Genomic DNA, 25,187 nt, shown 5'->3' with positions numbered 1-25,187 from the left:
GACGATGCTTGAATCGGGTATGCGCGCGAACTCCGATCTGATCACCGACCCCGCCGACCTGCGGAAACTGCTCGGCGAGGTGAACCCCCGCGCCGCGAACAAGGAGCGGGTCTCGCTGCACCCCAGGGATCGGGACTGGATCGCGGCCACCCCGTTCCTCGTCATGAGCACCAGCGACGCCGCGGGCAATTGCGACGCGTCGCCGAAGGGCGACCCGGCGGGCTTCGTGCGGGTCCTCGACGACCGGACCCTCGCCATTCCCGAACGCCCGGGCAACCGCCGGGCCGACGGCTACCTCAACATCCTCGACAATCCGCACATCGGCCTGCTGTTCGTCATCCCGGGCCGGAGCCAGACCCTGCGGATCAACGGGCACGCCCGGCTCGTCCGCGATGCCCCCTACTTCGACGACATGGTGGTGCGCGGCCACCGCCCGATCCTGGCCGTCGAGGTCGACATCGAGCAGATCTACTTCCACTGCGCGAAGGCCTTCCTGCGCAGCCATCTGTGGCAGCCGGAGCAGTGGCCCGACGACGGCCTGCCCAGCTGGCCGCACCTGGTCAAAGAGGTGCACTCGGATACCACCGAGACCATCGAGGAACTCGAACGCCACTACGCCCCCGCCAACTACAACAGCAAGCTGTACCAGGGCTAGCCGCGCCGGGTGGGCTACGCCACTGGCCCGGGCCGCGCCGGTAACCCGCGTCGAACATAGACTCGCGGCGTGGCAGACATTTCGGTGCGTGGGCGAATCGCACTGCGGGCCGCGGCGGCAGCGTCGTGGGCCTCGCAGAAGGCGGGACGCGGCAAGGGATCGATGATCGGCGGGCTCATCGCGCTGCAGATCGATAAGACGATCATGGACCAGCTCGGCCGCGGCCGGCGCACGGTCCTGGTGACCGGCACCAACGGCAAGTCAACCACCACTCGGATGACGACCGCGGCGCTCAGCACGCTCGGCGACGTCGCCACCCAGGCCGACGGCGCCAACATGGACGCGGGCATCGTCGCCGCGCTCAGCGTCAATCGGAGCGCGCGGCTCGCCGCGATCGAGGTGGACGAGCTGCACCTGCCGCACGTGACCGACGCGCTGAACCCGGCCGCGGTGGTGCTGCTCAACCTGAGCCGCGACCAGCTGGACCGGGTCGGCGAGATCAACATGATCGAGCGCAAGCTGCGCGCGGGCCTGGCCAGGCACCCGGACACCGTGGTGATCGCCAACTGCGACGACGTGCTGGTGACCTCGATCGCCTACGACCATCCGAACGTGGTGTGGGTGGCCGCGGGCAGCGGCTGGTCGATGGACGCGACCAGCTGCCCGCGCAGCGGCGAGCCGATCCTCTGGGAGGGCGAGCGCGAGGGGACGGCAGCCGGCGAAGCCGGCGGGGTGGGTAAACACTGGCGTAGCACCGGCGCGGATTTCGAACGGCCGGAACCGGATTGGTGGCTGGACGGCGAAGAGCTGGTCGGCCCCGATGCGCAGCGGTTCCCGCTGAAACTCGCACTGCCGGGCCGGGCCAACCGTGGCAACGCCGCGCAAGCCGTCGCCGCGGCGATCGCGCTCGGCGCCGATCCGGCGGCCGCGGTCACCGCGACGGGCACGGTGCGTGAGATCGCGGGCCGCTACCGGACGGTGCAGGTCGGCGAGCACGCCGCCCGACTGCTGCTGGCGAAGAACCCGGCGGGCTGGCAGGAAGCGTTGTCGATGATCGAACCGACCTCGGCCGGACTGGTGATCGCGGTGAACGGGCAGGTGCCCGACGGCGAAGACCTGTCCTGGCTGTGGGACGTGCGGTTCGAGCATTTCGAGGGCGTCCAGGTGGTCGCCTCCGGCGAGCGCGCCACCGACCTCGCCGTGCGCCTCACCTACGCGGGCGTCGAGCACACGACGGTGCCGAATCCGTTGCGCGCCATCGCCTCCTGCCCGGCGGGCCACGTCGAGGTGCTGGCAAACTACACCGCATTCCGGGATCTCAACCGCGACCTCGAGGCCAAGTCATGAGAGAGCGCAGCGAACGAATCATGAAACAGCCTGCTTCAGGCATGACGGAGCCGAGCGCCAGCGAGGTGCAGGAATGACTGAATCGACCGTCCGCATCGGCCTGGTGCTGCCCGATGTGATGGGCACCTACGGCGACGGCGGCAACGCGCTGGTGCTGCGGCAGCGGTTGCGGCTGCGCGGCTACGACGCCGAGGTCGTCGAAATCACCCTGGCCGACCCGGTTCCCGACTCGCTGGACATCTATACCCTTGGCGGCGCCGAGGATTCGGCGCAGCGGCTGGCCACCCGGCACCTGCAGCGCTATCCCGGTTTGCAGCAGGCGGCCGCGAACGGCACTCCGGTGCTTGCCATCTGCGCCGCCATCCAGGTGCTCGGCCAGTGGTACGAGACCTCGTCGGGTGAGCGCGTCGACGGTGTCGGCATGATCGACGTCACCACCTCGCCGCAGCCCAAGCGCGCGATCGGCGAGGTGACCACCGGTCCGCTGCTGTCCGGGCTCACCGCGGCACTCACCGGATTCGAAAACCACCGTGGCGGCACGAAACTCGGCGGCGACGCGACCGGACTGGCGAAGGTCACCCGCGGCGTCGGCAACGGCGTCGGCGACGGCCTCGAAGGCGTGGTGCAGGGTTCGGTGATCGGCACCTATATGCACGGTCCCGCACTGGCGCGCAATCCCGAACTGGCCGATCTGCTGCTGGCGCGAGCACTGGGCGGCACGGAATTGGCGCCACTGCCGATGCCGGAAGTCGAGCAACTTCGTCGTGAACGTCTGCGCGCGTAGGTACTCCAGCACCAGATAACACAATGCCAGGTGGTGTCGCGATCGATTCACAATCGCGACTCGACCGATAGGCTCCGGGGTGCTGGGCTATTCGCACGCTACGCTCCCCGCTATGACGACGATCACGCCGGGGTTGCCTGCCGAATCAATGGCGCAGCCGGTAATGCCACGCCGTCCACCGATATGGACTCGCTGGCGCAGCACCCTACGGCCGCGCCCGTTGTATCTTTCGCTGATCGTTTCGTCGGTAGTCGCGCTCAAGGCGTTCGAGATGTCTTTTGCCGCACTGCACCATCTGGCGGTGCGCAACCTGGTGGAAGCCGATCTGGCGTCGAATGTGCCGATCGCCATCGACGGCCTTGTGGTCGGTTCCATCGTCGCCACCGCGTCATTCCCGAAACGCAGTGCGGGCTGGTGGTATGCGACTGGGCTTTTCGTCATTTCCACGCTGGTATCGGTGGCCGGGAATATCGAATACGCGCGCGAGATCGGCGGCGGTCCGGTGTCGTTGATCATCTACGCCGGAATGCCACTGACCCTGCTGTTCGCGGTGCACCTCACCCTGATTCTGCTGGCGCGCAGCACCGCTCCGCGTACTGTCCCGGTCCCGGTCGCCGCGGAAGTAGAACAACTCGTATTGGCCGACGAGGTACCGGAGATGGTGACGTCGCCGCAGCTCAACGGTCATCCACAGGCCAACGGGCTCGATGTCGCGAAGCCCGCGGCGCCCTTCGCCACCGGACCGAACACACCGATGCGTTTCAACACCTTCGACGCCGACGGCCGAAAGCTGGTCAACCACCGATAATCACGCGGCGACGTCCAGGTAGTTAGTAACTCACCCACGCTCGACTACTTCGATGGAGAAAACGCATGTCTCTCACAGTCTGGCAGGACCAGGACGTCGATCAGTTTCGTGAAGTAGCGAGCAGGCTCGCCTCGGTGATCCAAAGCAGTGTGGATCGATCGGGTGCGCTGAGCCAACTCACCGAGGCGGTGGAAAGCGGTGACGCGTTCACCGACCTGTTGATCGAATTCGCCGGTCGCTGGTTCCACGAGACCGGTGGGCAATCGGTGTTGATCGGGCCGGAATTGTTCTGGCTGCTGTCGGAACCGAACCTGCGCAAAGGCATCAGCAGTGCGCTGCGCGGTCCGGAAACCGCGCCCGATCTCGAGTACTCGGTCAGCAGGCGCAGTCGAAAGCTGTTGCTGATCTGCGTTTTCGAGACATTGGCGCAGAACCAGTGGTTGGCGGGCAACATCGGCGAGCACGTCGGCATGAACGGCAGCGTCAACGGATTAGGTTGATCAGCACACCGCGGGCCCACGACGACCAATTAAGTTCACGGCGTTCTTAACTCTCCCCTCGGCCGCCTCGGCACGGATAGCGTCGAGGTTTGCCGAGTTTTGAGGAGAGTGCCGTGTCCGACGTGGGCCTGCGGCCTTGCGCATTCGCGCTCGCAAGCGCTTCTAAGCATCGGCGTGGACTGCCACCGAGCGCCGCATGACCGCGATCACCACGCCGGACGCACCGACGGTGGGTGCGGACGCGCCCACCGTCGCACCGCGGCGTCCGAAGAACTTTCGCCGCCTGCTCGGGCCGGTGCTGACGCGCGTCGGCGCGCTGGCGCTGGTGCTCGGCCTGTGGGCGGTGATCACGGCGGCCGGCTTGGTCGATCCGCTGTATCTGCCGTCGCCGCACGCGGTGTGGGATGCGTTCGTGCGGGCCAACTCTCGGCATCAGATCGCGGCGGGCGTCGATCGCACGGTGATCGGTGAGCAGAACTACTACCTGTGGGAGCACCTGCTGGCCAGCCTGCAGCGGATCGCCGCGGGCGTCGGCCTGGCCATCGTGGCCGGCCCGCTGGTCGGGTTCGTGATGGGCATGCTCACCCCGGTGCGGCTGGTCACCGAGCCGATCCTGAACTTTCTGCGATCGCTGCCGCCGCTCGGCTATATCGGTCTGCTGATCGTCTGGTTCGGCATCGGCGACATGTCGAAGATCTGGCTGCTGTTCCTCGCCGCGTTCCCGCCCATCGCCGTCGCGACGCTCAGCGGTGTCACCGGGGTCAAGCAGGACTATCTCAATGCCGCCCGCTCGCTGGGCGCCGGTCGCGCCCAGGTCATTTCGCGGGTGGTGCTGCCCGCGACGCTGCCCGAGGTGATCGGCGGCATCCGGATCGCCACCGCGTTCGCCTGGACCACCGTGGTCGCCGCCGAGCTCAACAACGGCATCCCCGGCATCGGCGGCCTCGCGTATATCGCGGGCACGCAGCTGAATACGCCGCTGACCATCGCGTGCATCATCGTGATCGGCTGCGCCGCACTCGTACTCGATTCGGTCATCAAATTCCTTGGTGCCAAAGCAGTTCCGTGGAAAGGCAAGGTATGAAATCCGCAGCCCGCCGGGTGGTCACCGCTGGTCTCGCCGTGGCGGCCGTTGTCGCGACGACCGCCGGGTGCGTCGAATCCGGCCGCGGCGACACCGGATCTGCCGGGGCACAGGCCGTCTGCCCGTTCGCGGCGGATCCCAGTGTGACCACGGAGGCCCGGATCGGTTTCCAGGCGATCCCCAATGCCGATCTGTTCGTGAAGGATCAAGGCCTGCTGGCGGCCTGCCTGCCGAACGCGAAAGTGGCGTGGAGCCAGTTCTCCTCGGGTGCCGATGTGGTCCAGGCGTTCGGCGCGGGCAGCCTCGACATCGGCACCATGGGGTCGAGTCCGGCGACCAAGGCGTTGTCGGCGCCGCTGAACCTGCCGGTGCGGGTGCTGTGGATCCACGATGTGATCGGTAAGTCGGAATCGCTGGTCGCCAAGGACAAGTCGATCACCTCGCTGGCCGGGCTGCGCGGCAAGCGCATCGCGACGCCGTTCGGCAGCACCGCGCACTACAGCCTGCTCGCCGCGCTCGGCAAGGCGGGTCTGGCCGCTGACGTGCAGTTGATCAACATGCAGCCCGATGCGATTCCCGGTGCCTGGAACGGCGATCAGATCGACGCGGCCTGGGTGTGGGATCCGACGCTGTCGAAGCTCACCGAATCCGGTGGCCACATCGTCACGTCCAGCGCCGACACCGCGGCTGCCGGTGCGCCGACGTTCGATCTGGCGGTCGCGAGCAAGAAGTTCCTCGACCAGAACGCGCGATTCGCGGTGGTCTGGGCGAAGTTGCAGGATTACGCGGTGACGCAGCTGCGGACCAAGCCCGCGGAGGCCGCCGTCTCGATCGGCGCGCAGCTCGGCATCGAGCCCAAGCTGGTCGGGCCGCAGCTGGCCGGGTACACCTACCTCGGCGCGGCCGAACAGGCCGACTCGAAGTACCTGGGCGGCGGATTCGGCGGCGACTTGCACAAGACGGCTGAATTCCTGTTGAGCCAGGGCGGGATCGAAGCGATCGGCGACGAATCCGCCTATCGCACCGGCATTTACGCCGACGCGGCCAAGGGCGCGACCTCGTGACCGACGACCTCCGGGTCACTCTTGCCGGGGTGAGCAAGAGCTACCCCGGCGACGACGGTCCGACCCAGGTGCTCGCCCCGACCGACCTGACCATCGACGGCGGCGAATTCGTCTGTGTTGTAGGCCCTTCCGGCTGTGGCAAGTCGACTCTGCTGAACATCCTCGCCGGATTCCTCGAGCCGACCGAAGGCTCGGTGCAGGTCGGCGGCAACCCGGTCACCGGTCCCGATCCTGACCGCGGCGTCGTCTTCCAACAGCCCAACCTCTACCCGTGGCTGTCGGTCCGCCAGAACGTCGAGTTCGGCCCGAAAGTCCGTGGCGTGCCCCGCGATCAACGCAGCACCGACGCCGAACGCATGCTGACCCTGGTCGGCCTGGATCACCTGGTCAACCGCCGCCCCTACGAACTCTCCGGCGGCCAGCAGCAACGCGCTCAGATCGCTCGAGTCCTGGTCAACGATCCCCGAATCATCCTGATGGACGAGCCTTTCGGCGCCCTCGATGCCCTGACCCGCGAGAAACTCCAGGGCGAACTCCGCACCCTCTGGCGAGACCGTAGAAAAACCGTTCTCTTCGTCACCCACAGCATCGACGAGGCCCTGCTCCTGGGCACCCGTGTCCTGGTCATGGGCACCCGTCCCGGCCGCATAATCTACGACGAGCCGACCACTTTCAAGACGGCCCTCCCCGACCCCACCTTCGCCACCCTGCGTGCCCACCCCGATTTCATCCACATGCGCGACGAAGTCTCCGCCCACATCTACGCCGCGCACGTATAACGCAGTCTCACACCGGGAGAACGGCAACCTCGTACCGCTGACACCACGGGTCGCGCGTGACCAGCGTGAGGTCCTCACATTGCGCCTGCGCCACCAGCATTCGATCGAACGGGTCCCGATGGATCAGGGGCAGCCGACCGGCCGCGGCCGCATGGTCGAGGCCGATCGGTAGCGGGATGAACCCGCCGTTCCCGATGTAGTCCGCCAGCCCGACCGGCCCGTTCAGCTTGCCGAGGGCCTGTTTGATGGCGACCTCCCAGATCGTTGCCGCACTCACCAGGATGTCCGGGTCGTTGGTGATCCGCTGCTTCAGTTCGTCGGAGAGCGCCGGATCGTCGGTCAGCCACCACAGCACCACGTGGGTGTCGAGCAACAACCTCACGGCACCATCCCGAAGTCGTCGGCGATCTGGGCGTTGGTCTCGGCGGAGTCCCAATCGGGGGTGAGGATCAGCCGCCCGCTCAGCGAGCCGCGGCCGCCCCGGTTCGCGGTGCGACTCAGCGGGACCACTTTGGCGACCGGCTTACCGGCGCGGCTGATGATGATCTCCTCGCCGCGTTCGACTCGCTCGATGATGCGCGACAGGTTCGTCTTGGCGTCGTGGATATTGAACTGTTCCGCTGCGTTGCCAGACACGGCCCCACCTCCTTAGCTAAGAGGTTAGTCCACCATCGAGTGGCAAGGCAACACAGTTCGCGATGGTCAGCGGGTGGGCGTGGCGCAGAGGTCGTGCGCCAGGCGCATCTTGTCCAGGACGGGGTCGGGGAGGACGAACGGGTAGAGGTCGGGGTGACCCATGGAGCGGTTGACCATGTTGAGGGACCAGGCCAGGGGGAGCCAGAGGTCGATGATCTTGTCGAAGCCCGCGCGGCCGACCTGGGGGCGGTCCAGCGAGGCGCCCGCGGGGGCGATGCCGAAGGCGGCGGCGGTGTCGAGGGTGTCGCGGATGTGCAGGTAGTGGGCGAAGGTTTCGGCCCAGTCCTCGGAGGCGTGCATGGTGGCGTAGGAGGAGACGTAGGCGGACTCCCAGCCTGCCGGTGCGCCTTCGGAGTAGTGGCGGTTCAGCGCGGCCTGGTAGTCGGCGTCGGGGTCGCCGAAGAGGTCGCGGAACCGCTGGGCTGCTTCGTCGGTGGTGACGAGGACCATGTAGTAGTAGTGGCCGATCTCGTGGCGGAAGTGGCCGAACAGGGTGCGGTAGGGCTCGTCCATTTCGATGCGCAGTTGTTCGCGGTGCGGGTCGTTGGCCTCGGCCAGGTCGAGGGTGATCACGCCGTTCTTGTGGCCGGTGATGACCTTGCCGCTGGCACTGGTCAGCAGGTCGAAGGCCAGCCCGCGGTCCGGGTCCCGGTCGCGGCCGACGATGGGCAGGCCGAGCTCGGTCAGCTCGACGATCAGCCGACGCTTGGCCGCCTCGGCCTCGGCGAAGGCGGCCAGACCGGCGGCATCGAGGTCATTGGGGCGGGTACGGGTGAGTCGGCAGGACTCGCACAGCACCGGTATCCCGTTGCCCGTCGAATTGCCGTTCGAGGCCTGCGCCGCGGGTTCGGATCCCTGTTCCGGCACCGCGACGAGCCAATTGCATTGCGCCACATGGAGGTTGTCACAGAGCCGGAAGCGACTGGCATCCACGACACCGGACGTCGGGTCGCCGGAGCCGGTACTCGGTGGCGCACCGATCACCACCAGGGCGATGTCGGCGAGGCTGAAACCCAGTGGGCTGGAACAGGACAGGCACACCGAGTTCTCGAAGGCCAACTGCTGGCCGCAGTTGGGACAGGCGAAATCGCGCACGCGGGTTACACCTCCACCGGAGAGACATCGACCGAGACGGTAATTGTGCTCTCCTTGGCGTCGGTATAGATGATGCCGCGCAGCGGCGGCACGTCCGCATAGTCGCGGCCCCACGCGACGGTGACGTAGCGCTCGTCGCCGAATTGGTCGTTGGTGGGGTCGAAGTCGATCCAGTAGCCGGTCCGGTCCTGCGCGTCGGCGGCGGGCACCCACACGGCCGACCAGGCGTGGGTGGCGTCCACGCCGACCATGCGTTCCTTGCCGGGCGGCGGGTCGGTGGCCAGGTAACCCGACACGTAGCGGCCGGCCAGGCCGTGTGATCGCAAGCAGGCCAAGCCGATTCGCGCGAAGTCCTGGCAGACCCCGGCTCGGGCCGCGAACACGTCGGCGACCTTGGTGGAGACGGTGGTCGAGCCGGACTTGTAGGTGAAGTCGGTGTGGATGCGGCTGTTGAGTTCGGTCACCGCGTCGAGCAGCGGGCGGCCGGGGGTCAGCGATTCGGCCGCGTACGCCTTGACCGCGGGGGTGATCTCGGGTGGTTGCAGATCGAGGGTGAACTCCACGGCGAGCGGGCCGGTCGCACCGGTCGGGCGGGCTTGCTCCCACGGCCGGGCCGCCGGGCCGTCCGCGCCGCGGTCGGGACGGTCGACCTCGACCAGCGATTCGCCGGTGACCACCAGGGTCCGGTGTTCGGCGGTGACATGGAAGTAGGACGTGGTGTTGCCGTACACATCCGGGCCGACCGACTGATCCGAGGGCACCGGGTCGATCGAGATGTCGTGCGAAAGCAGCCGCTGCCCAGGGAATTCGCGCGGCGTCAGGTATGCGCGCCCGTAGGAGCTGGTGACCTCGTCGGAGTAGCAGTACGTGGTGCGGTGCGCCACCCGGTAGCGCCGGGCGGAACCGTTGCGGCCGCTCATCCGACCACCCGGGTGCTACCCCACAGCGGCTGGAAGCCCGCGGGCAGCGACAGTTTCGACGTCTCGAACGATTCGGACAGCTTGCGCAGCCGCAGGTGCACGCCCTCCAGCAACTCGAGCAGTTCGGTGCGCATGCCGTCCTCGTCGGTGACATCGAGATCGTCCGGGTCGACGCGACGCAACATCCGCTGCGCGTCGGCCAGCAAGCGTTGCGGCCGAGACGCTCCCGACGCGCCGGGCAGCGCCTGCAGGTCGGAGTCGAGCCGGTCCAACTGATAGGCCAGCGAGCGCGGATTGGCGGTGTCGAAGAGCAGCAGTCCGGCCACTGCGGAGATGCGCACCGAATCACCGTGCCGCCGACGGTAACTCACCTGCGACTCGGTGGCCCGCAGCACCGACTCGGTGACCACCCGCTCGGCCTCGTTCGGATAGGTCTGCGTCAGTGCCGCCGACATCAGCGCGGTCAGTGCCAACCCGCGTTCGATCCGCTTGCCGATATCCATGACGTACCAACCGGAGTCGCGCACCAGCGATTCGGCGCCGATGCCGGACAGCGACAGCAGCGCCGCCAAGGTCAGCGAATGCACCGCCGACAGCGCGGTTTCCTTGTCCCCGTGCGTGCCCCGGTACTCCGCGAGCGCCCGATCCACGGCGCTGAGAATCATCCAGGTATCGGTGGACAGCTGGTCACGAACGGCCCGGGCGGCGTTCTCGTATCGATCGATCGCGAAGGCCAGCGAGCCGGGCAGTTCACGGTCGATTGTCAACGCCGCCAAGTATTCGTAGCCCTCGCGAGACGCCCCGGCCACGGCGGGTGTCCACACCGGCGCGGGGGCCGTGACACCCTGTTCCTCGGCGGCGCTCGCCGCAGCTACGATCGCTCGCTGCAGCACCCCGGGTCGGATCGTGACGTTCATTTCCTCGGCAATACCCGAGCCCGCGTCGTCGACACCTGCCGCATCAGGATCCCGCCGCTCATCCGAATCGGATTCGGTCCCAGGCGAAGTCGCTCGGCCGCCTATCGACTGCGACTGCCCGCGACTCGAACTCGTCTGCGTCATCCCGGACTGCGTCTGCGTCATCCCGGTACTCGATATCGATTGAGCTTGCGAGCTCGACACTGTGCCCTCGGCTTCGCTATCCGCCGAATCCTGTGCTGCCGCAGCATCATCGACCCCGAACAACACCGCCGCAGGTGCGACGGTCGCGGTAGCGCGCGCCAGTGCCGCCATCAAGACCGGCACGGCCTCGGCACCCTCCAACCACGGCCGGTAGCGATAGTCCTGATACCGAGCGTGCGTGGCGATGAGCAGCCGGGCCGCCGACTCGGCCCGCTCGCTGTACCGACCCATCCAGAACAGATCGTTGAGCACACGCGGCGAACTGATCGCCATCACCACCGGAGCGGCCCGCCGCTCGCGTTCCTCGTGCGGCGCCTCGGTACCGACCGCGGGCACCGCCGTGGGTGCCGCCCGGACCCAAATGTCTTTGGCGGCAATCTTTATCACCGCGCGATCGGGCAATGTGCGCTGATGCAACTGCCCGAGACCGCCCGCCATCGCCGTATAACCGCTGCGTCGCGCCATCGAGAACAGTCGCATGCCGACGGGCGCCGGTGCCAAGCCGCCGTAGCCCTCGACGGCAGGCGCCACCGAGAACTGCGCGGGTTCCTGACCGACCCACTGCCAGCCGCTGTCCTCGATCTCGGCCCGCAGGTCGGCGCGCTGCCTGATCGACAACTCGGGGCCGAAGACGGTCGCGCCGTCCACCGCGGAACGAATGATCAACCGGTGCAGGTTCTTTGTCAGATGAGCGCGCTCCTTCTCGTCACCGCCCCAATAGGTCGGCGCGCTCTCCAGCATCAGGTCCTCGCCGAGCAGCGCCCGGGACAGCCGCGGCAGGAACCCGGTCAGCGCCGGATTCTCCAGCAGGCCGCTGCCCAAGGTGTTCACCACGGTGACCGCGCCCCTGCGCAACACCTCTACCAGGCCGACCACGCCGAGCCGCGAATCCGGCCGCAGGTCTAGCGGATCGGAGAACTCGGCGTCCACCCGGCGCAGCACCACGTCGACCCGGCGCAGCGTGCCGAGCGAACGCATCCACAGCGCGGCGTCGCGCACCACCAGATCCGCGCTCTCCACCAGCGGGAAGCCGAGCATCGACGCAAGATTGGCCTGATCGAACGCGGTCTCGGAATGCACGCCGGGACTCAGCACCACGACGAACGGGTCGTCGGCCTCGCCCTCCTGCGCCGACTCGATCAGCATCAACCGCATCGCCCTGGCGAACGGAGTGAGCGGGCGCGGATTGGAATGCTCGAACGCCTCCGGGATCGCCGTGGACACCACCCGCCGGTCGGCCAGCGCATACCCGGCCCCGGACGGTGCCTGCGCCCAGTCCGCGGTCACCCGGAACTCGCCGTCGCTCCAGCGGCTGATATCGCAGCCGTGCAGGAACAGCTGATGCCGCCCCGGCACCGTAATCCCATGTGCCGCACGGACATAGCCGCGATAGCCGAAGATCACCTCGGGCGGCAGCAGCCCGCTGGTGAGCGTGCGACGCGGGCCGTAGACATCGGTGAGCACCTCGTCGAGCACCCGCGAGCGCTGCACCAGGCCCGCCTCGAGCCGGGTCCAGTCGTCCGCGGAGATCAGCAGCGGGATCGGATCGAGCCGCCACGGCGTCGTCACCGGCTGCTCGCCCGACCCGGGAACCTCGGTGTAGGTGATGCCGTCATCCTCGATCAGCCTGCGCACCCGGCTGTCGAGTCGGCCCAGTCCGGTGGTGCCGAGCTCGACGAAATCGGCGGACAGCTCCGACCACATCCGGCGCACCTTGCCGCCTGCGTCGACGAGTTCGTCGTAGTAGCCCTCGGTGGGTCTGCCGCATTCGTCGTAGGGCGCGGACTCGACGCCGCCGGTCCGGTACCGCGCGAACTGCTCGGCCACCTGCTCGCGCACACTGGGGCCCGCAGTTGTCCCCCGGAGCGCGTCTTCGCGCATCGTCACCGCGCCGACCTCACTTCCGCTGCCAGACGTGCCTAACGGTCGCCGACCAATCCCCAGACGGTCCGCGCCCGGCGCAGATCGAGGATGCCTGCCACACCGCTGTCCGTGGATTGTGCCGCTATTTTCGCACGTAGTTCTCCCGGATCGACCCGTGCCGTGGTGTGTCCGGCCGCCTCGAAGCGCCGGTTGCGCCGCGATTGCGCCGCCACCGCGTTGACCGGAGGTTCGTCGTAGGCCATGCCGCCCGGGTGTGCCACGTGGTAGGTGCAGCCGCCGCGGGACAGCCCGGTAGCGGCATCGATCAGGTCGAAGACGAGCGGCACGTCGACGGTGATCGACGGATGCAGCGAGTTCGGCGGCTGCCAGGCCCGGTAGCGCACGCCCGCCACCTGGACGTCGGCTTTGTCGGTGGCCAGCAGCGGGATGGGCATGCCGTTGCAGGTCACCACGTAGCGTCCGCGATCGGCACCGACCACCCGCACTTGCAGGCGCTCCACCGAGGAGTCGACGTACCGCGCGGTGCCCGCCGTAGTTGTCTGCTCGCCGAGGGTGTTCCACGGTTCGATGGCGCCGCGCAACTCGATCTCGATATCGCCGAGCATGACCGTGCCGATGCGCGGAAAGCGGAACTCGGTGAACGGATCCAGCCAGCTCGCGTCGAAATCGATGCCGTGCGCGCGCAGATCGGCGGCGACCTCGGCGATATCGGCAAGCACGAAGTGCGGCAGCAGATACCGTCCGTGCAGATTCGCGCCGTGCCGAATCAGCGGTGCCCGCAACGGTTCCGACCAGAATCGAGCGACCAGGCCGCGCACCAGCAGCGACTGCACCATCGCCATTTGGAAGTGCGGCGGCATCTCGAAGCCGCGCATCTCCACCAATCCGAGCCTGCCCCTGGCGGTTTCGGGACTGTAGAGCTTGTCGATGCAGAACTCGGCGCGGTGCGTGTTGCCGGTGAGGTCGGTCAGCAGATGCCGCAGGGCGCGATCGATGTGCCACGGCGCGGAACCCACCGAGCGGCTCGCCGAATCCGCTACCTGCGCAAGCCGACTCGACTTGGCCAGCCGCGCGATTTCGGCGAACGCGATCTCCAGCTCGTAGAGGGTCTCTTCGCGTCCCTCGTCCACCCGCGGCGCCTGCGAGGTCGGGCCGACGAAACGACCCGCGAACAGGTAGGACAGCGACGGATGCCGCTGCCAGTACGTCAGCATGGACACCAGCAGGTCGGGGCGGCGCAGCATCGGTGAGCGCGCCGGCGTGGCACCGCCGAGCGTGATGTGGTTGCCGCCGCCCGTGCCGCTGTGCGTACCGTCGACATCGAACGACTCGGTGCTCAACCGGGCCAGCCGCGCCTGCTCGTACAGGGTGGACAGCAGTTCGGCCTGCTCGGCGAACGAGACGGTCGGCTGCACGTTGACCTCGATCACGCCGGGATCGGGTGTGACGGAGAGGGTTCGGAGCCGGGCGTCGACAGGTGGGGCGTAGCCCTCCAGCACCACCGGTCGATCGACCGCCACCGCGGCGGCTTCGATCCGGCGCACCAGGTCGAGGAAGTCGTCGAGTTCCGCGATGGGCGGCAGGAATACGTGCAGTCGGCCGTTGCGCACCTCGCCGACCAACGCGGTTGTCGGTTCCCAGTCGGCGCGTTCCACCACCGCGGGTGGGTCGGCCCGATCGACGGTCAACGGCTCGGCGAACAGTGGGTCGCGGTCGGGGCGTTCGCGTGGCGTGTGCCAGGAGATCGAGTCGAGTGGCAGCCGTAGCCCGGCCGGAGAATCGCCCTCGGTCAACACGATTCGCCCGGCAGGTTGGTCGGCGGAGCTGCCGCGGCGCATGCGCCAGTCCGCGCTCGCCCAGCCGGAACCGTCGTCGCGGCGATACAGCGACAGCACGTAGGCGGACGGCTCGGTGACCTCGGCGTCCAGTCGGGTCAGCAGTTCCTCGCGGGCCTGTGCCGAGTCCTTGTCCGGGTCGAGATCATTGACCGAGTCGACCGGATCTCCTTCGGGGGCACGGACTTTACCGGCCAATCGCAGCAGCGGATCCTCGAAGGCCGGACGGACTTGGCCGTCCGGCAATCCTAGGCTCGCGGCCACGTGCGCGATCAAGACTCGTGCGACGTCGGGTTCGACAGGTGGGTATGTGCTCTGCGCGGCAGCCGCTTCGGCGTTCTCGGATAGCTGCGGACCACCGTCGGACAGCACAGCGGCCCGTCCGGCGGGCTCGGGTGATTGCGTGGCCTGCGTTACCCCGACGACCGCCGGGGTGGTCGAAGTTATTGTGGTACTGGGTCTTTCGATAGCAGCCGGTCGACCTACCCCTGCGCTTACAGACGACTGGTCGCTCACCGAATGCCCGAACGAGGTCCACGGGTCGGCCAGCAGATCCTGCCGCGTCCACACCGGCTCGTCATCGGCCCGCCATGCGACCGCGATCTCCCAGCGCGGCAACGGCTCTCCCGGATACCACTTGCCCTGCCGATACTGCACCAACCCGGTCGGCGCGTAGATCCGCCGCAACCGATCGGCGAGGTCGACCGCGCGTTCGCGCTTGTGCGTGCCGTCGGCCTCGGTGGTCCACTCCGGACCGGTCTGGTCGTCGATGGAGACGAACGTCGGTTCACCGCCAACGGTCAATCCCACGTCTTCGGCAGCCATCCGCGCGTCGACCGCCGCACCCGACGCGGTGATCCGCTCCCACTGAGATCCGTTGTAGGGCAAGGTAACCCGAGGGTCTTCATGAAACCGCCGGACGGTATTGGAGAACTCCATGGTGGCCACGGTCGGCCCGGTCGCCCCGGTGATCGGCGCGGAGGACACCGGATGCGGCGTCGCCGCCAACGGGATGTGCCCCTCCCCCGCGAACAGCCCGGAGGTGGGGTCGAGCCCGACCCAGCCCGCGCCGGGCAGATACACCTCGGTCCAGGCGTGCAGGTCGGTGAAGTCGGCGGGCGGTCCCGACGGACCGTCCAACGACGGCACATCCTGCGCCAGCTGGACTAGATACCCCGACACGAACCGCGCCGCCAGCCCGAGTTCACGCAGGATCGACACCAGCAACCAGGCCGAATCCCGGCACGACCCGAGCGCGCCGCGCAGGGTGTGATCGGGCGTCTGCACACCGGCTTCCATCCGGATCGTGTAGCCGACGTCCTGACGCAGCGCCTGGTTGATGTCGACCAGGAAGTCGATGGTGCGCGGCCGATCCGCCACATCGTGTGCGCGTACCCAGTCCTTGACCAGCTGGCCGGGCCCGGAACCCGGCCCCGACTCGTCCACCGGCCGCAGATACGGCTCCAGATCGGCGAGCAGTTCCGCGCTGTACCCGAACGGGTAGTGCTCGGCGTAGTCCTCGATGAAGAAGTCGAACGGGTTGACCACCTCGAGGTCGGCGATCAGCCCGATGGTGATCGACAGCTCCCGCGCGGGCGCCGGAAACACCAGCCGCGCAAGGAAATTGCCGAACGCGTCCTGCTGCCAGTTACAGAAGTGCTCGGCGGGCGTCACCCGCATCGAATAGGCGTCGATCTTGGTCCGCGAATGCGGCGCCGGGCGCAGCCGCACCACGTGCGGATGTACCGCCACCGGCCGGTCGAAGGTGTAAATGGTCCGGTGCTCGAGCGACACCTTGATGCCCATGCAGCAAGTTCACCACATGGTGGACGCGGTGTGAGACACAATCGCGCAGCGGTCGCGCCGTCGGCGAACTGGGTAAACGACGTCCACCGGCCGACACACGTGGCCGACCTCCCCCAGCGTGCGGCGCGGAAGTGGTAGACAAAGGTAACGAACCGATCTCGTCTGGAGGTCACCATGCGTGCGCCGGATTGTTCGTCCTGCGAATCCGCCGTCGACCACTGCCACGGCACCCTGATCGTCCATCCCGGCAGGCTCACCGAATGCACCGAGGGCGACTGCGTGGACCTCGACTACGTCAGGCACACCTTCGTCGTCGACTGCGCCGACGTGGCCGGTGGCTGCGCCTGTGCCGAGCCCGCTACGGCCCGTCGCCTGGCCTGAATCGCCGCGTACGTACCCTGTCCGGGTGAGCTATGACCACGTCTTGCTGCCGTCCGGTGTCGCGTCATCGATCTCCGAGGTCGACGCTTACCTCAGCACTCAGCAGGGACTTCCCCAGGCGGGCATGGTCGCGCAGATCGCGGCCGAGCTGAACAAGGCCAACGCGGAGGTCCCGGAGTCCGACAGCTTCCTCAGCGTGCACCCGGTCGGCGGCGTGCCGACCGGCGCGGCGCTCCAGGTGCCCGCCCCGTACGACGCGATCGGCTTCGTCCGGCAGCTGCTGTTCGCGATCGCGACGCCGCTGGACTACGCGGTCTACGATCCCCAGCTGGCCTGGCTGATCGACCCGGCCGGGCACGTGCCCGCCACGGTCACCCACGGCGGCGCGGGCGAGTTCCCCTACCTGACCAAAACCCTTGCCGATCAGTGGGTTTCCGAGCTGGCCCCACCGAATCCGTATCTCGTGGTGGAACGCGACGAGCAGGTCTACATGCAGACCTACCGGGAGAAGACCGGCGCGTTCACCCTCGAATACCGAGATGGCTCCCCGGACAAGCACTTCGGCACCACGGTGCTGGACGCGCCGACGGTGTCCGCGGTCATCTGGGACTGGGCCACCGACGACCGCACCCGCATGCAGACCCTGCCCTGGTCGCGCGTCGAACTCTGACTCACTGGTTCTGCACGGCCAACCGCCCGGCCAGCGCGATGAAGGACGCGCCGAACACCCGGCGCATCCAGGTCACCACGACGGGCCGGGAGATGACGTGGTTGCGCAACGCCGAAGCGCACACCCCGTAGATCGCGAACACCACGAACGTGGTGAGCATGAAGACCCCGCTCAGTTCGAGCATGCGCGCCAACGCATTCGGTGATCCGTTCGGCACGAACTGCGGCAGGAACGCGAACGCGAAGATGGTCAGCTTCGGGTTGAGCAGATTGATAAGCACCGCCGAGGTGACCACCTTGCGGATCGACTGCGTGCCCTGATCCTGCTCCTCCGGCACGGTGAGCGCGCCCTTGTCCCGGAAGGTGCTCCACGCCATGTAGATCAGGTACGCGACACCGAGGTACTTCAAGGTCTGGAACGCGACCGCGCTCGCGTTGAGCAGCGCGGCCAAGCCGGTCATCGCCGCGACCAAGTGCGGCACGGTACCGATGGTGCAGCCGAATGCCGCGATCACGCTGGCCTTCGTGCCCCTGGAGAGCCCCGCCGCCAGGGTGAACAGCGCGCCGGTGCCCGGCGTGACGCAGATGACGAGCGTGGTCAGCAGGAATTCGATGCTCATCCCCGACACAGTAACCCGTGCACGGTGCGCCGCAACCCCCCGTAGATTCGGGGCTGGACCTGCGACGAAGTTAGAGCGCGCGCCGACCGGACAGCGCGCGGCCCAGCGTCAGTTCGTCCGCGAATTCCAGATCGCCGCCCATCGGCAGACCCGACGCCAGCCTGGTCACGCTCAAACCCGGGAAGTCGCGCAGCATTCGCACCAGGTAGGTGGCCGTCGCCTCGCCCTCGGTGTTCGGGTCGGTCGCGATGATCACCTCGGTGACATCGATGCCTTCCTCTTGATTACCGATGCGCGCCAACAACTCCCGGATCCGCAGCTGGTCCGGTCCGATGCCGCTCAGCGGGTCGAGCGCGCCGCCGAGCACGTGGTATCGACCACGGAACTCGCGGGTGCGCTCGATCGCCTGCACGTCCTTGGGCTCCTCGACCACGCAGATCATGGTGCGGTCGCGGCGCGCGTCCGAGCAGATGCGGCACTTCTCGCCATCGGAGACGGTGCCGCAGACCACGCAGAACTGCACGCCATCGCGCACCTTCTGCAGGGCGGCCTGCAGCCGGTCGATTTCCGGCGGCTCCACCTGGAGGAGGTGAAAAGCGATGCGCTGTGCGCTCTTCGGACCGACGCCGGGCAGCTTGCCCAGCTCATCGATCAGATCCTGAACCGGACCCTCGTACAACGGCTATGTCCCCGTGGCTATCAGAAGCCCGGCAGCCCGGGCAGCGAACCGCCGCCGAGCCCACCCGAGAGCGGACCGAGCCGCTCGGCCGCCAGCTGCTGCGCGTTGGCCATCGCATCGTTGACCGCGCCGATCACCAAGTCCTGCAACGTCTCCACGTCCTCCGGATCGACCGCCCGCGGGTCGATGGTCAGCGCAACGACCTCGCCGGACGCCTTGATGGTGACCTTGACCAGCCCGCCACCGGCCTGGCCGTCCACCTCGGCCGCGGAGATCTCGGCCTGGGCTTCCATCACCGCCTGTTGCATCTGCTGCGCTTGGGCGAGTAACTGCTGCATGTCGAACTGACCACCGGGCTGCACGGCATATTCCTCTCTGGGGAAAGTGTCATTGATCAGCGTAGTCCCTGACGCGCGCGCGCCGCCGCGCCGCCTCGACCGGTCGCCGGGCGTGCGCACGCGAAACCCATTCGGCGATATAGCTCCCGACCGTTCGTTATGTCCTCGATGCATGGCCGGTAACAGGTTGAGTACGTCCGGGTTCAGAACAACAAGATCGACCTACCATCGGGAAGTAGGTCGGGAGTTCTGGAGTACCGATATGAGCAAGATGAGGGCGCGTTTCCTGAGCACCGCGGTGCTTTCCCTGGGGGTTCCCGGCATTTTCCTCGGCATTGCCGCACCGACGGCGACCGCCGACCCCGGTATCACCGAGGCGGCCGCCGATTACGGCGGTGGCTGTGTCCTCTATCCGGACAATCGCGGGGCCACCATCGACTCGCTGCGCTTCCGCTGTTCGCCCGAACAACAGGACGCAGTCTTCCGGGACGCGGACCGCGGCGACGTGCCGATGGGCGTGAAGAACGGCTGGGTGACCAGGCCACCGACGATTCAAGGCATCGCGCCCGCCTTCTGGATCGGCAAGACCTTCTACACCGGCCCCGACGGCGGCCTGCTGACCAACCGGGTGACCGGCGCGGGCTACGAAGCCTTCCCCGCGTACGTGTACACCGCGCCTGCGATGCTCGACGGCAGGCCGACCTGGGCACTCGACTACGCCCCGTCCCCCACCCCGCAGGTCTACGACGAGATCCGGGAGATCACCCCCGGCGTCTGGTTCGGCTACTCGTGGTGGCGCGGCGCCTTCCAGAACACCATCCTGCTCACGTTCGTCCTGGGCTGATTGTCCGTCAGGCCCCCGTCCACCGGACGCTCGTCAACGAATACAGCTCGTGGCTCACCTGCGTCCCACCCTCGTCCTTGCGGCCTGTGCTGTCGCGGCCCTGAACGCCGTCGGCCTGGCGGTTCCGGCCGGAGCTGCCCCGTCCTTCGATGTTCGTGCCACGCCCCGCCAACCGCAACGCGATCAGGGATGTCCTGTGCACCGCCGATAACTTCGATACCAAAAAGCAGCAGGAGTTCGAGGATTTGTACCGGACGCTCCCGGTAGTTTTCGGAACCTTCGAGAACGAAGCGGACCCGCTCACCGCGGCTCGCACCGAAGTCCTCGGCGGCCCAGACATCACCAACGAGATCCGCCACAAGCTTTGCAACGACAAGGCATTGATGCGCAAGTACTACACAGCCGTCACCCGCCTCGTCGACAAAGCGGGAGTCACTTTCTACCCCGACTACAGCGATCCAGAGGGGGGATCGAAGGAACTCGAGAGCCTCTGGACCAAGAAACTCACCGGCTATGAGACGGCCGGTGCCCCATGGCTCAAGGGCGCGAAGTTCGAATGAACTCCGGCACACGGCAAACCTCGGCAGCCGAAAGTTGACACTCCAGCTACTGGAGGGTGTTCGCTGAAGGCATGACAGCGACCGTCTCCATCGGGGAGTTCGCCAGGCTGACGTACCTGACCGTGAAAACGCTCCGGTACTACCACGACATCGAACTGCTCGAGCCAGTCGAGATCGATACGGGGTCCGGCTATCGGCGCTACTCGACCGACCAAGTGGCACAGGCCCATCTGATCCGGCGGCTGCGCCAGCTCGACATGCCGTTGCCCGAGATCAAGGCGGTGCTGGCCGCCCCCGACGACGACGTCCGCAACGTCGCGCTGCGCGCGCATCTGGAGCGGATGGAGGCCGAGCTGGCCAGGACGCGTTCGGTGGTGGCGTCGTTGCGGTCACTGCTCACCCCGTCCGCGCCGATCGCCGTCGAATATCGCTCGATCCCCGCCTTTTCCGCGCTGGCGCTCACCGAGGTGGTCAGCCGGGACGACATCGACAAGTGGTGCCAGGCGGCATACCCGCTGCTGCACCAGACGGTGCTCGCCGCGGGCATCGAGCCCGACGGCGTGGACGGCGCCACCTACTCGATGGACTTCTTCGCAAACGACCTCGGCGAGGTGGTCGCCTACGTCCCGATCCCGGCCACCGCCCGGATCGAACCGGCGGACCGAGTGTCGGTCATCGAGCTACCGGCGCGCCGCTTCGCCATCGCGCTGCACGAAGGGGATTTCGAGGACTTCGACCGCACCTACGGCGCGCTGGGCAGCTACGTCGCCGAACACGACACCGCGCTGGCCGAGCCCGTCCGGGAGCGCTACCTGCTCAGCCCCGACGACACCGACGACCCGAACAGTTACCGAACCGAAGTCTGCTGGCCCATCGGCCTGCTCTGAGAAGTGGAGAAACCCATGACACTGTCACTCGCACACATCACTGTCGACTGCAATGATGCCGCCGCCCTCGCCGGATTCTGGGCCGAGCTGCTCGATCAGCCGGTCGACCCGGACGCCTCCGTGCACTTCGCCACCGTCGGGAAGGCGGCAGGCGCGGCGCCGCTGCTGATGTTCATCCAGGTGCCCGACAAGACCCCGGGCAAGAACGTCATCCATCTCGACTTCCATGCCGCGGACTGGCATCAGCACGTCGAGCGCGCGGTCAGCCTGGGCGCCAAGCGGATCGGCGACTTCGACGAGTACGGCGCGCAATGGACAACGCTGGCCGACCCGGAAGGCAACCTCTTCGACATCGGCGCGGAATAGGCCCCAGACCCGAAAGCGCAGCCCGACACGAGGGGTCGGGCTGCGCTTTACGTTATGGCTTGTGCGTCAGGCGAGTTCGCGCTGCAGGTTGCCCAGCACCTCGGCCTGGATCTTCTTCAGGCCGAGCGGCGCGAAGATCCCCTCGAAGATGCCCGCCACGCCGCCCGCGCCCTGCCAGGTGGTGCGCAGGGTGACCTGCGAGCCCGCGCCGTCCGGCGTCACGGTCCAGGTGTTGACCATGGTGGAGTTCGAATCGCGCTCGGTGACAATGGAATCCGCCACCGTCACGACCGCGTGCACGTTGCGCGAGCGCTTCTCGGTGGCCTGCAGCGTCCACTCGGCCACGGTGCCCGCGCCCTTGCCGCCCTCGACGACCTTGTAGTCGTGGTAGTGCGACGACAGAATTCGCGGCCGCACCGTCTCGTAGTCCGCGATGGCCTCGAGGGTGCGCTGCGGGTCCGCCGTAACGGCGATCGAACTACTGGCGCTGACCTGTCCCACAATGAGCTCCTTGTCCGGGTACGGTATGTCGACCGGTCTCCATCCTGCCCTGTAGCGGCCACCACACCGCATGCCGGTCGAGAGCTGTGGCGAACTTCTCCGAGCCGGTCGGTATTCCGGTTCGCAACATATGCGTGACATTTCTCCCGAGACCCTGCCCTCGCGGTGGTCTCACACTGAGGTGCGTACTAGCGTCGAGGGGTGGCAGTGAGTCTGTTGGGGAAGGCCGGACACGCTCCGGCCGCACATGAATCCGGGTTTGCCGCGCATCGGGCTGGAGTGGACCGACTCCTGGCGAGTTATCGCGCGATTCCCGGGGACGCGAATGTGCGGCTGGCGAAGAAGACCTCGAACTTGTTCCGGGCCAGGGCGAAAAACCCCGCGCCCGGTCTCGACGTATCCGGACTGGCCCAGGTGATCGCGGTGGACCCGGTGGCGAAAACCGCCGACGTGGCCGGCATGACCACCTACGAGAACCTGGTCGCCGCGACCCTGCCCTACGGCCTCGCGCCGCTGGTGGTACCGCAGCTCAAGACGATCACGCTGGGCGGCGCGGTGACCGGCCTCGGCATCGAGTCGACCTCGTTCCGCAGCGGCCTGCCGCACGAGTCGGTACTGGAGATGGACATCCTGACCGGGTCGGGCGAGATCATCACCGCCACCCCGGACAACGAGCACGCCGACCTGTTCCGCGGCTTCCCCAACTCCTACGGCACCCTCGGCTATTCGGTCCGGCTGAAGATCCAGCTGGAGACCGTGCAGCCGTACGTGGCCATGCGCCACCTGCGCTTCCACGACCTGCGCGAGCTGGAGCGCACGCTCGCCACCATCGTCGACGAGAAGACCTATGACGGCGAACAAGTGGACTACCTCGACGGCGTGGTGTTCACCGCCGACGAGAGCTACCTGACCCTCGGCCGCCAGACCGACGAGCCCGGCCCGGTCAGCGACTACACCGACATGGACATCTTCTACCGGTCCATCCAGCACGACGACGTCGTACCCAAGCGCGACCGGCTGACCATCCACGACTACCTGTGGCGCTGGGACACCGACTGGTTCTGGTGCTCGCGCGCGTTCGGCACGCAGAACCCGAAGATCCGCCGGTTCTGGCCGAAGCGCTACCGGCGCAGCAGCTTCTACTGGAAGCTGATCGCGCTCGATCACAAGTACCACATCGCCGACAAGCTGGAGGCCCGGAAGGGCAAGCCGCCGCAGGAGAAGGTGGTGCAGGACATCGAGGTACCGATGCAGCGCACCGCGGACTTCGTCGAGTGGTTCCTGCGCGACATTCCGATCGAGCCGATCTGGCTGTGCCCGCTGCGGCTGCGCGAGACCGACGCGCCCGCGACGACCGAGCGCACCTGGCCGCTCTACCCCCTCGAGCCGAACCGGACGTACGTCAACGTCGGGTTCTGGTCCGCCGTCCCCACCGTGCCCGGACAGCAGGAAGGAGCGGCCAACCGTGCGATCGAGCGCACCGTGACCGACTTCGACGGACATAAGTCGCTGTACTCCGATTCCTACTACGACAAAGATGAGTTCGCGGCGCTGTACGGCGGCAATACCTACACCGAATTGAAGAAACGCTACGACCCAGACCAGCGGCTGCTGGATTTGTATTCGAAGGCGGTGCAACGCAAATGACGACATTCAAGGACCGTTCGGACGTTTTAGGTGACCTCGGAGCCAAACTCAGCATCGCCGAGATCTTCGAGACGCTGATCGACGGCGAGGTACCGATCCGGCTGACCGCGTACGACGGCAGCGCGACCGGTCCCGAGGACTCGAAGTACGCGCTGGACATCAAGACGCCACGCGGCATCAACTACCTGGCGACCGCGCCCGGCGATCTCGGCATGGCCCGCGCCTACATCGCCGGCGACATGACCGCCGACGGGGTGCATCCCGGCGATCCCTACGACATCCTGAAGGCGATGGACGGGCTCAAGTTCCACCGTCCGTCCGCGCTCGCGCTGGTCACCATCGCCCGCTCGCTGGGCTGGGAGCGGCTCAAGCCGATCGCGCCGCCGCCGCAGGAGACGCTGCCGCGCTGGCGCCGGATCGCGCTGGAAGGCCTGCGGCACTCCAAGACTCGCGACGCCGAGGCGATCCATCACCACTACGACGTCTCGAACAAGTTCTACGAGTACGTGCTCGGCCCGTCGATGACCTACACCTGTGCGTGTTACGGCGACGAGGACTGGACGCTGGAACAGGCGCAGGAGAACAAGTACCGCCTCGTCTTCGAGAAGCTGCGGCTGAAGGAAGGCGACCGGCTGCTCGACATCGGTTGCGGCTGGGGCGGCATGGTCCGCTACGCGGCCAAGCGCGGCGTCAAGGTGATCGGCGCGACGCTGTCGGCCGAGCAGGCCGAGTGGGCGCAGCAGAAGATCGCCGAGCAGGGGCTTTCCGAGCTCGCCGAGGTGCGCCACTCCGATTATCGGGACATCCCCGAGGGCCAGTTCGACGCCGTGTCCTCGATCGGGCTGACCGAGCACATCGGGGTGCACAACTACCCGTACTACTTCGATTTCATGAAGACCAAGCTGCGCGACGGCGGCCTGTTCTTGAACCACAGCATCACCCGCCCGGACAACACCAGGACCACCAAGGCCGGTGACTTCATCGACCGCTACGTGTTCCCGGACGGCGAGCTGATCGGCTCCGGCCGGATCATCTCCGAGATCCAGAACACCGGGCTGGAAGTGCTGCACGAGGAGAACCTGCGCGAGCACTACGCGCTGACCCTGCACGAATGGTGCAAGAACCTGGTGGCGAACTGGGACGCGTGCGTCGCCGAGGTCGGCGAGGGCACCGCGAAGGTGTGGGGCCTGTACATGGCCGGTTGCCGACTCGGCTTCCAGCGCAACGTGGTTCAGCTGCACCAGGTACTCGGCGTGAAGCTGCCCGCAGACGGCGACTGGACCGTGCCACTGCGGCCCTGGTGGCAGCCGTAGTTTT

26 protein-coding genes are annotated in these 25,187 nt (G+C 67.3%); 16 read left to right on the top strand and 10 right to left on the bottom strand.

All coding sequences use genetic code 11. The features are described from left to right. Window positions 1–4 precede the first annotated feature (4 nt). From ACQPW1_RS02650 to ACQPW1_RS02615, 8 genes are all read left to right on the top strand, one after another. On the top strand, window positions 5–655 hold the full coding sequence (locus tag ACQPW1_RS02650) for a pyridoxamine 5'-phosphate oxidase family protein (RefSeq protein WP_433661192.1): 651 nt from the start codon (window positions 5–7) through the stop codon (window positions 653–655). A 69-nt stretch (window positions 656–724) separates the two neighbouring features. Then, window positions 725–2,002, top strand: coding sequence for a MurT ligase domain-containing protein (locus ACQPW1_RS02645; protein WP_433661191.1), 1,278 nt, complete (start codon window positions 725–727; stop codon window positions 2,000–2,002). 73 nt (window positions 2,003–2,075) lie between these two features. After that, complete coding sequence (locus ACQPW1_RS02640) at window positions 2,076–2,786, top strand: type 1 glutamine amidotransferase (protein WP_433661190.1); 711 nt, start codon at window positions 2,076–2,078, stop codon at window positions 2,784–2,786. A gap of 112 nt (window positions 2,787–2,898) precedes the next feature. Continuing rightward, window positions 2,899–3,594 carry a DUF2637 domain-containing protein gene (locus ACQPW1_RS02635; protein ID WP_433661189.1) on the top strand — a complete coding sequence of 232 codons (696 nt, stop codon included), beginning with the start codon at window positions 2,899–2,901 and terminating at the stop codon, window positions 3,592–3,594. A gap of 65 nt (window positions 3,595–3,659) precedes the next feature. Beyond that, a complete protein-coding gene (locus ACQPW1_RS02630; RefSeq protein ID WP_433661188.1) occupies window positions 3,660–4,094 on the top strand; it encodes a hypothetical protein in 435 nt (144 codons plus the stop codon). A gap of 196 nt (window positions 4,095–4,290) precedes the next feature. Continuing rightward, complete coding sequence (locus ACQPW1_RS02625; RefSeq protein ID WP_433661187.1) at window positions 4,291–5,178, top strand: ABC transporter permease; 888 nt, start codon at window positions 4,291–4,293, stop codon at window positions 5,176–5,178. Next, the gene (locus tag ACQPW1_RS02620; protein ID WP_433661186.1) at window positions 5,175–6,242 is read left to right on the top strand and encodes a taurine ABC transporter substrate-binding protein; all 1,068 of its coding nucleotides are present in this window, start codon (window positions 5,175–5,177) and stop codon (window positions 6,240–6,242) included. The genes ACQPW1_RS02625 and ACQPW1_RS02620 overlap by 4 nt, the downstream gene beginning before the upstream one ends. Next, on the top strand, window positions 6,239–7,021 hold the full coding sequence (locus ACQPW1_RS02615; RefSeq protein WP_433661185.1) for an ABC transporter ATP-binding protein: 783 nt from the start codon (window positions 6,239–6,241) through the stop codon (window positions 7,019–7,021). The genes ACQPW1_RS02620 and ACQPW1_RS02615 overlap by 4 nt, the downstream gene beginning before the upstream one ends. Window positions 7,022–7,028: 7 nt before the next feature. Here ACQPW1_RS02615 and ACQPW1_RS02610 read toward each other — a convergent pair whose 3' ends face one another. The 6 genes from ACQPW1_RS02610 to ACQPW1_RS02585 all read right to left on the bottom strand — a co-directional run bounded on the left by ACQPW1_RS02610 (window position 7,029) and on the right by ACQPW1_RS02585 (window position 16,378). Further along, window positions 7,029–7,403, bottom strand: a complete 375-nt coding sequence (locus ACQPW1_RS02610; protein WP_433661184.1) for a type II toxin-antitoxin system VapC family toxin — start codon at window positions 7,401–7,403, stop codon at window positions 7,029–7,031. After that, on the bottom strand, window positions 7,400–7,657 hold the full coding sequence (locus tag ACQPW1_RS02605) for a type II toxin-antitoxin system Phd/YefM family antitoxin (RefSeq protein ID WP_433661183.1): 258 nt from the start codon (window positions 7,655–7,657) through the stop codon (window positions 7,400–7,402). Before ACQPW1_RS02605 ends, ACQPW1_RS02610 begins: the two co-directional genes overlap by 4 nt. Before the next feature lie 66 nt (window positions 7,658–7,723). Beyond that, on the bottom strand, window positions 7,724–8,812 hold the full coding sequence (locus tag ACQPW1_RS02600) for a zinc-binding metallopeptidase family protein (protein ID WP_433661182.1): 1,089 nt from the start codon (window positions 8,810–8,812) through the stop codon (window positions 7,724–7,726). Between the two features lie 5 nt (window positions 8,813–8,817). Beyond that, window positions 8,818–9,732: a transglutaminase family protein gene (locus tag ACQPW1_RS02595; protein ID WP_433661181.1), complete on the bottom strand. Its 915-nt coding sequence runs from the start codon at window positions 9,730–9,732 to the stop codon at window positions 8,818–8,820. Then, entirely contained in the window at window positions 9,729–12,734 is a 3,006-nt protein-coding gene (locus ACQPW1_RS02590; RefSeq protein WP_433665113.1) for a circularly permuted type 2 ATP-grasp protein, read from the bottom strand. The genes ACQPW1_RS02595 and ACQPW1_RS02590 overlap by 4 nt, the downstream gene beginning before the upstream one ends. Before the next feature lie 38 nt (window positions 12,735–12,772). After that, entirely contained in the window at window positions 12,773–16,378 is a 3,606-nt protein-coding gene (locus tag ACQPW1_RS02585) for a DUF2126 domain-containing protein (RefSeq protein WP_433661180.1), read from the bottom strand. A gap of 174 nt (window positions 16,379–16,552) precedes the next feature. On the opposite strand from ACQPW1_RS02585, the gene ACQPW1_RS02580 reads away from it, so the two are divergent. Beyond that, window positions 16,553–16,759, top strand: a complete 207-nt coding sequence (locus ACQPW1_RS02580) for a hypothetical protein (protein ID WP_433661179.1) — start codon at window positions 16,553–16,555, stop codon at window positions 16,757–16,759. A gap of 25 nt (window positions 16,760–16,784) precedes the next feature. Further along, a complete protein-coding gene (locus ACQPW1_RS02575) occupies window positions 16,785–17,429 on the top strand; it encodes a hypothetical protein (protein WP_433661178.1) in 645 nt (214 codons plus the stop codon). 1 nt (window position 17,430) lies between these two features. On the opposite strand, the gene ACQPW1_RS02570 is transcribed toward ACQPW1_RS02575, so the two are convergent. The 3 genes from ACQPW1_RS02570 to ACQPW1_RS02560 all read right to left on the bottom strand — a co-directional run bounded on the left by ACQPW1_RS02570 (window position 17,431) and on the right by ACQPW1_RS02560 (window position 19,089). Then, window positions 17,431–18,048 carry a LysE family translocator gene (locus tag ACQPW1_RS02570; protein WP_433661177.1) on the bottom strand — a complete coding sequence of 206 codons (618 nt, stop codon included), beginning with the start codon at window positions 18,046–18,048 and terminating at the stop codon, window positions 17,431–17,433. A gap of 70 nt (window positions 18,049–18,118) precedes the next feature. Next, entirely contained in the window at window positions 18,119–18,727 is a 609-nt protein-coding gene (recR, locus tag ACQPW1_RS02565) for a recombination mediator RecR (protein WP_433661176.1), read from the bottom strand. Window positions 18,728–18,747: 20 nt separating this feature from the next. Further along, window positions 18,748–19,089, bottom strand: coding sequence for a YbaB/EbfC family nucleoid-associated protein (locus ACQPW1_RS02560; protein WP_433661175.1), 342 nt, complete (start codon window positions 19,087–19,089; stop codon window positions 18,748–18,750). Window positions 19,090–19,327: 238 nt separating this feature from the next. Between ACQPW1_RS02560 and ACQPW1_RS02555 the strand changes: the two genes are divergently transcribed. The 4 genes from ACQPW1_RS02555 to ACQPW1_RS02540 all read left to right on the top strand — a co-directional run bounded on the left by ACQPW1_RS02555 (window position 19,328) and on the right by ACQPW1_RS02540 (window position 21,722). After that, the gene (locus tag ACQPW1_RS02555) at window positions 19,328–19,909 is read left to right on the top strand and encodes a hypothetical protein (RefSeq protein WP_433661174.1); all 582 of its coding nucleotides are present in this window, start codon (window positions 19,328–19,330) and stop codon (window positions 19,907–19,909) included. A gap of 149 nt (window positions 19,910–20,058) precedes the next feature. Beyond that, window positions 20,059–20,469: a hypothetical protein gene (locus ACQPW1_RS02550; protein ID WP_433661173.1), complete on the top strand. Its 411-nt coding sequence runs from the start codon at window positions 20,059–20,061 to the stop codon at window positions 20,467–20,469. 71 nt (window positions 20,470–20,540) lie between these two features. Then, the gene (locus ACQPW1_RS02545; protein WP_433661172.1) at window positions 20,541–21,356 is read left to right on the top strand and encodes a MerR family transcriptional regulator; all 816 of its coding nucleotides are present in this window, start codon (window positions 20,541–20,543) and stop codon (window positions 21,354–21,356) included. A gap of 15 nt (window positions 21,357–21,371) precedes the next feature. Beyond that, complete coding sequence (locus ACQPW1_RS02540; protein ID WP_433661171.1) at window positions 21,372–21,722, top strand: VOC family protein; 351 nt, start codon at window positions 21,372–21,374, stop codon at window positions 21,720–21,722. A gap of 66 nt (window positions 21,723–21,788) precedes the next feature. On the opposite strand, the gene ACQPW1_RS02535 is transcribed toward ACQPW1_RS02540, so the two are convergent. Next, on the bottom strand, window positions 21,789–22,223 hold the full coding sequence (locus tag ACQPW1_RS02535; protein WP_433661170.1) for an SRPBCC family protein: 435 nt from the start codon (window positions 22,221–22,223) through the stop codon (window positions 21,789–21,791). Between the two features lie 207 nt (window positions 22,224–22,430). Between ACQPW1_RS02535 and ACQPW1_RS02530 the strand changes: the two genes are divergently transcribed. Both ACQPW1_RS02530 and ACQPW1_RS02525 read left to right on the top strand, forming a co-directional pair. Continuing rightward, window positions 22,431–23,870 (top strand): FAD-binding oxidoreductase, encoded by a 1,440-nt coding sequence (locus ACQPW1_RS02530; RefSeq protein WP_433665112.1) that lies wholly within the window; start codon window positions 22,431–22,433, stop codon window positions 23,868–23,870. Continuing rightward, window positions 23,867–25,183: a class I SAM-dependent methyltransferase gene (locus tag ACQPW1_RS02525; RefSeq protein ID WP_433661169.1), complete on the top strand. Its 1,317-nt coding sequence runs from the start codon at window positions 23,867–23,869 to the stop codon at window positions 25,181–25,183. The genes ACQPW1_RS02530 and ACQPW1_RS02525 overlap by 4 nt, the downstream gene beginning before the upstream one ends. The last annotated feature ends 4 nt before the right edge of the window (window positions 25,184–25,187 follow it).

The organism is Nocardia sp. CA-128927 (assembly GCF_050955855.1).
Classification (GTDB): Bacteria; Actinomycetota; Actinomycetes; order Mycobacteriales; family Mycobacteriaceae; genus Nocardia.
Note: the sequence above shows the minus strand (reverse complement) of the source record. Positions and strands in the feature narration are given on the sequence as shown.

Coding starts and splice junctions, on each gene's coding strand:
- ACQPW1_RS02550 (WP_433661173.1), top strand. CDS start 20,059: ATGTTCGTGCCACGCCCCGCCAACCGCAACGCGATCAGGGATGTCCTG.
- ACQPW1_RS02580 (WP_433661179.1), top strand. CDS start 16,553: ATGCGTGCGCCGGATTGTTCGTCCTGCGAATCCGCCGTCGACCACTGC.
- ACQPW1_RS02625 (WP_433661187.1), top strand. CDS start 4,291: ATGACCGCGATCACCACGCCGGACGCACCGACGGTGGGTGCGGACGCG.
- ACQPW1_RS02620 (WP_433661186.1), top strand. CDS start 5,175: ATGAAATCCGCAGCCCGCCGGGTGGTCACCGCTGGTCTCGCCGTGGCG.
- ACQPW1_RS02650 (WP_433661192.1), top strand. CDS start 5: ATGCTTGAATCGGGTATGCGCGCGAACTCCGATCTGATCACCGACCCC.
- ACQPW1_RS02590 (WP_433665113.1), bottom strand. CDS start 12,734: ATGCGCGAAGACGCGCTCCGGGGGACAACTGCGGGCCCCAGTGTGCGC.
- ACQPW1_RS02540 (WP_433661171.1), top strand. CDS start 21,372: ATGACACTGTCACTCGCACACATCACTGTCGACTGCAATGATGCCGCC.
- ACQPW1_RS02555 (WP_433661174.1), top strand. CDS start 19,328: ATGAGCAAGATGAGGGCGCGTTTCCTGAGCACCGCGGTGCTTTCCCTG.
- ACQPW1_RS02640 (WP_433661190.1), top strand. CDS start 2,076: ATGACTGAATCGACCGTCCGCATCGGCCTGGTGCTGCCCGATGTGATG.
- ACQPW1_RS02525 (WP_433661169.1), top strand. CDS start 23,867: ATGACGACATTCAAGGACCGTTCGGACGTTTTAGGTGACCTCGGAGCC.
- ACQPW1_RS02585 (WP_433661180.1), bottom strand. CDS start 16,378: ATGGGCATCAAGGTGTCGCTCGAGCACCGGACCATTTACACCTTCGAC.
- ACQPW1_RS02630 (WP_433661188.1), top strand. CDS start 3,660: ATGTCTCTCACAGTCTGGCAGGACCAGGACGTCGATCAGTTTCGTGAA.
- ACQPW1_RS02635 (WP_433661189.1), top strand. CDS start 2,899: ATGACGACGATCACGCCGGGGTTGCCTGCCGAATCAATGGCGCAGCCG.
- ACQPW1_RS02545 (WP_433661172.1), top strand. CDS start 20,541: ATGACAGCGACCGTCTCCATCGGGGAGTTCGCCAGGCTGACGTACCTG.
- ACQPW1_RS02570 (WP_433661177.1), bottom strand. CDS start 18,048: ATGAGCATCGAATTCCTGCTGACCACGCTCGTCATCTGCGTCACGCCG.
- ACQPW1_RS02595 (WP_433661181.1), bottom strand. CDS start 9,732: ATGAGCGGCCGCAACGGTTCCGCCCGGCGCTACCGGGTGGCGCACCGC.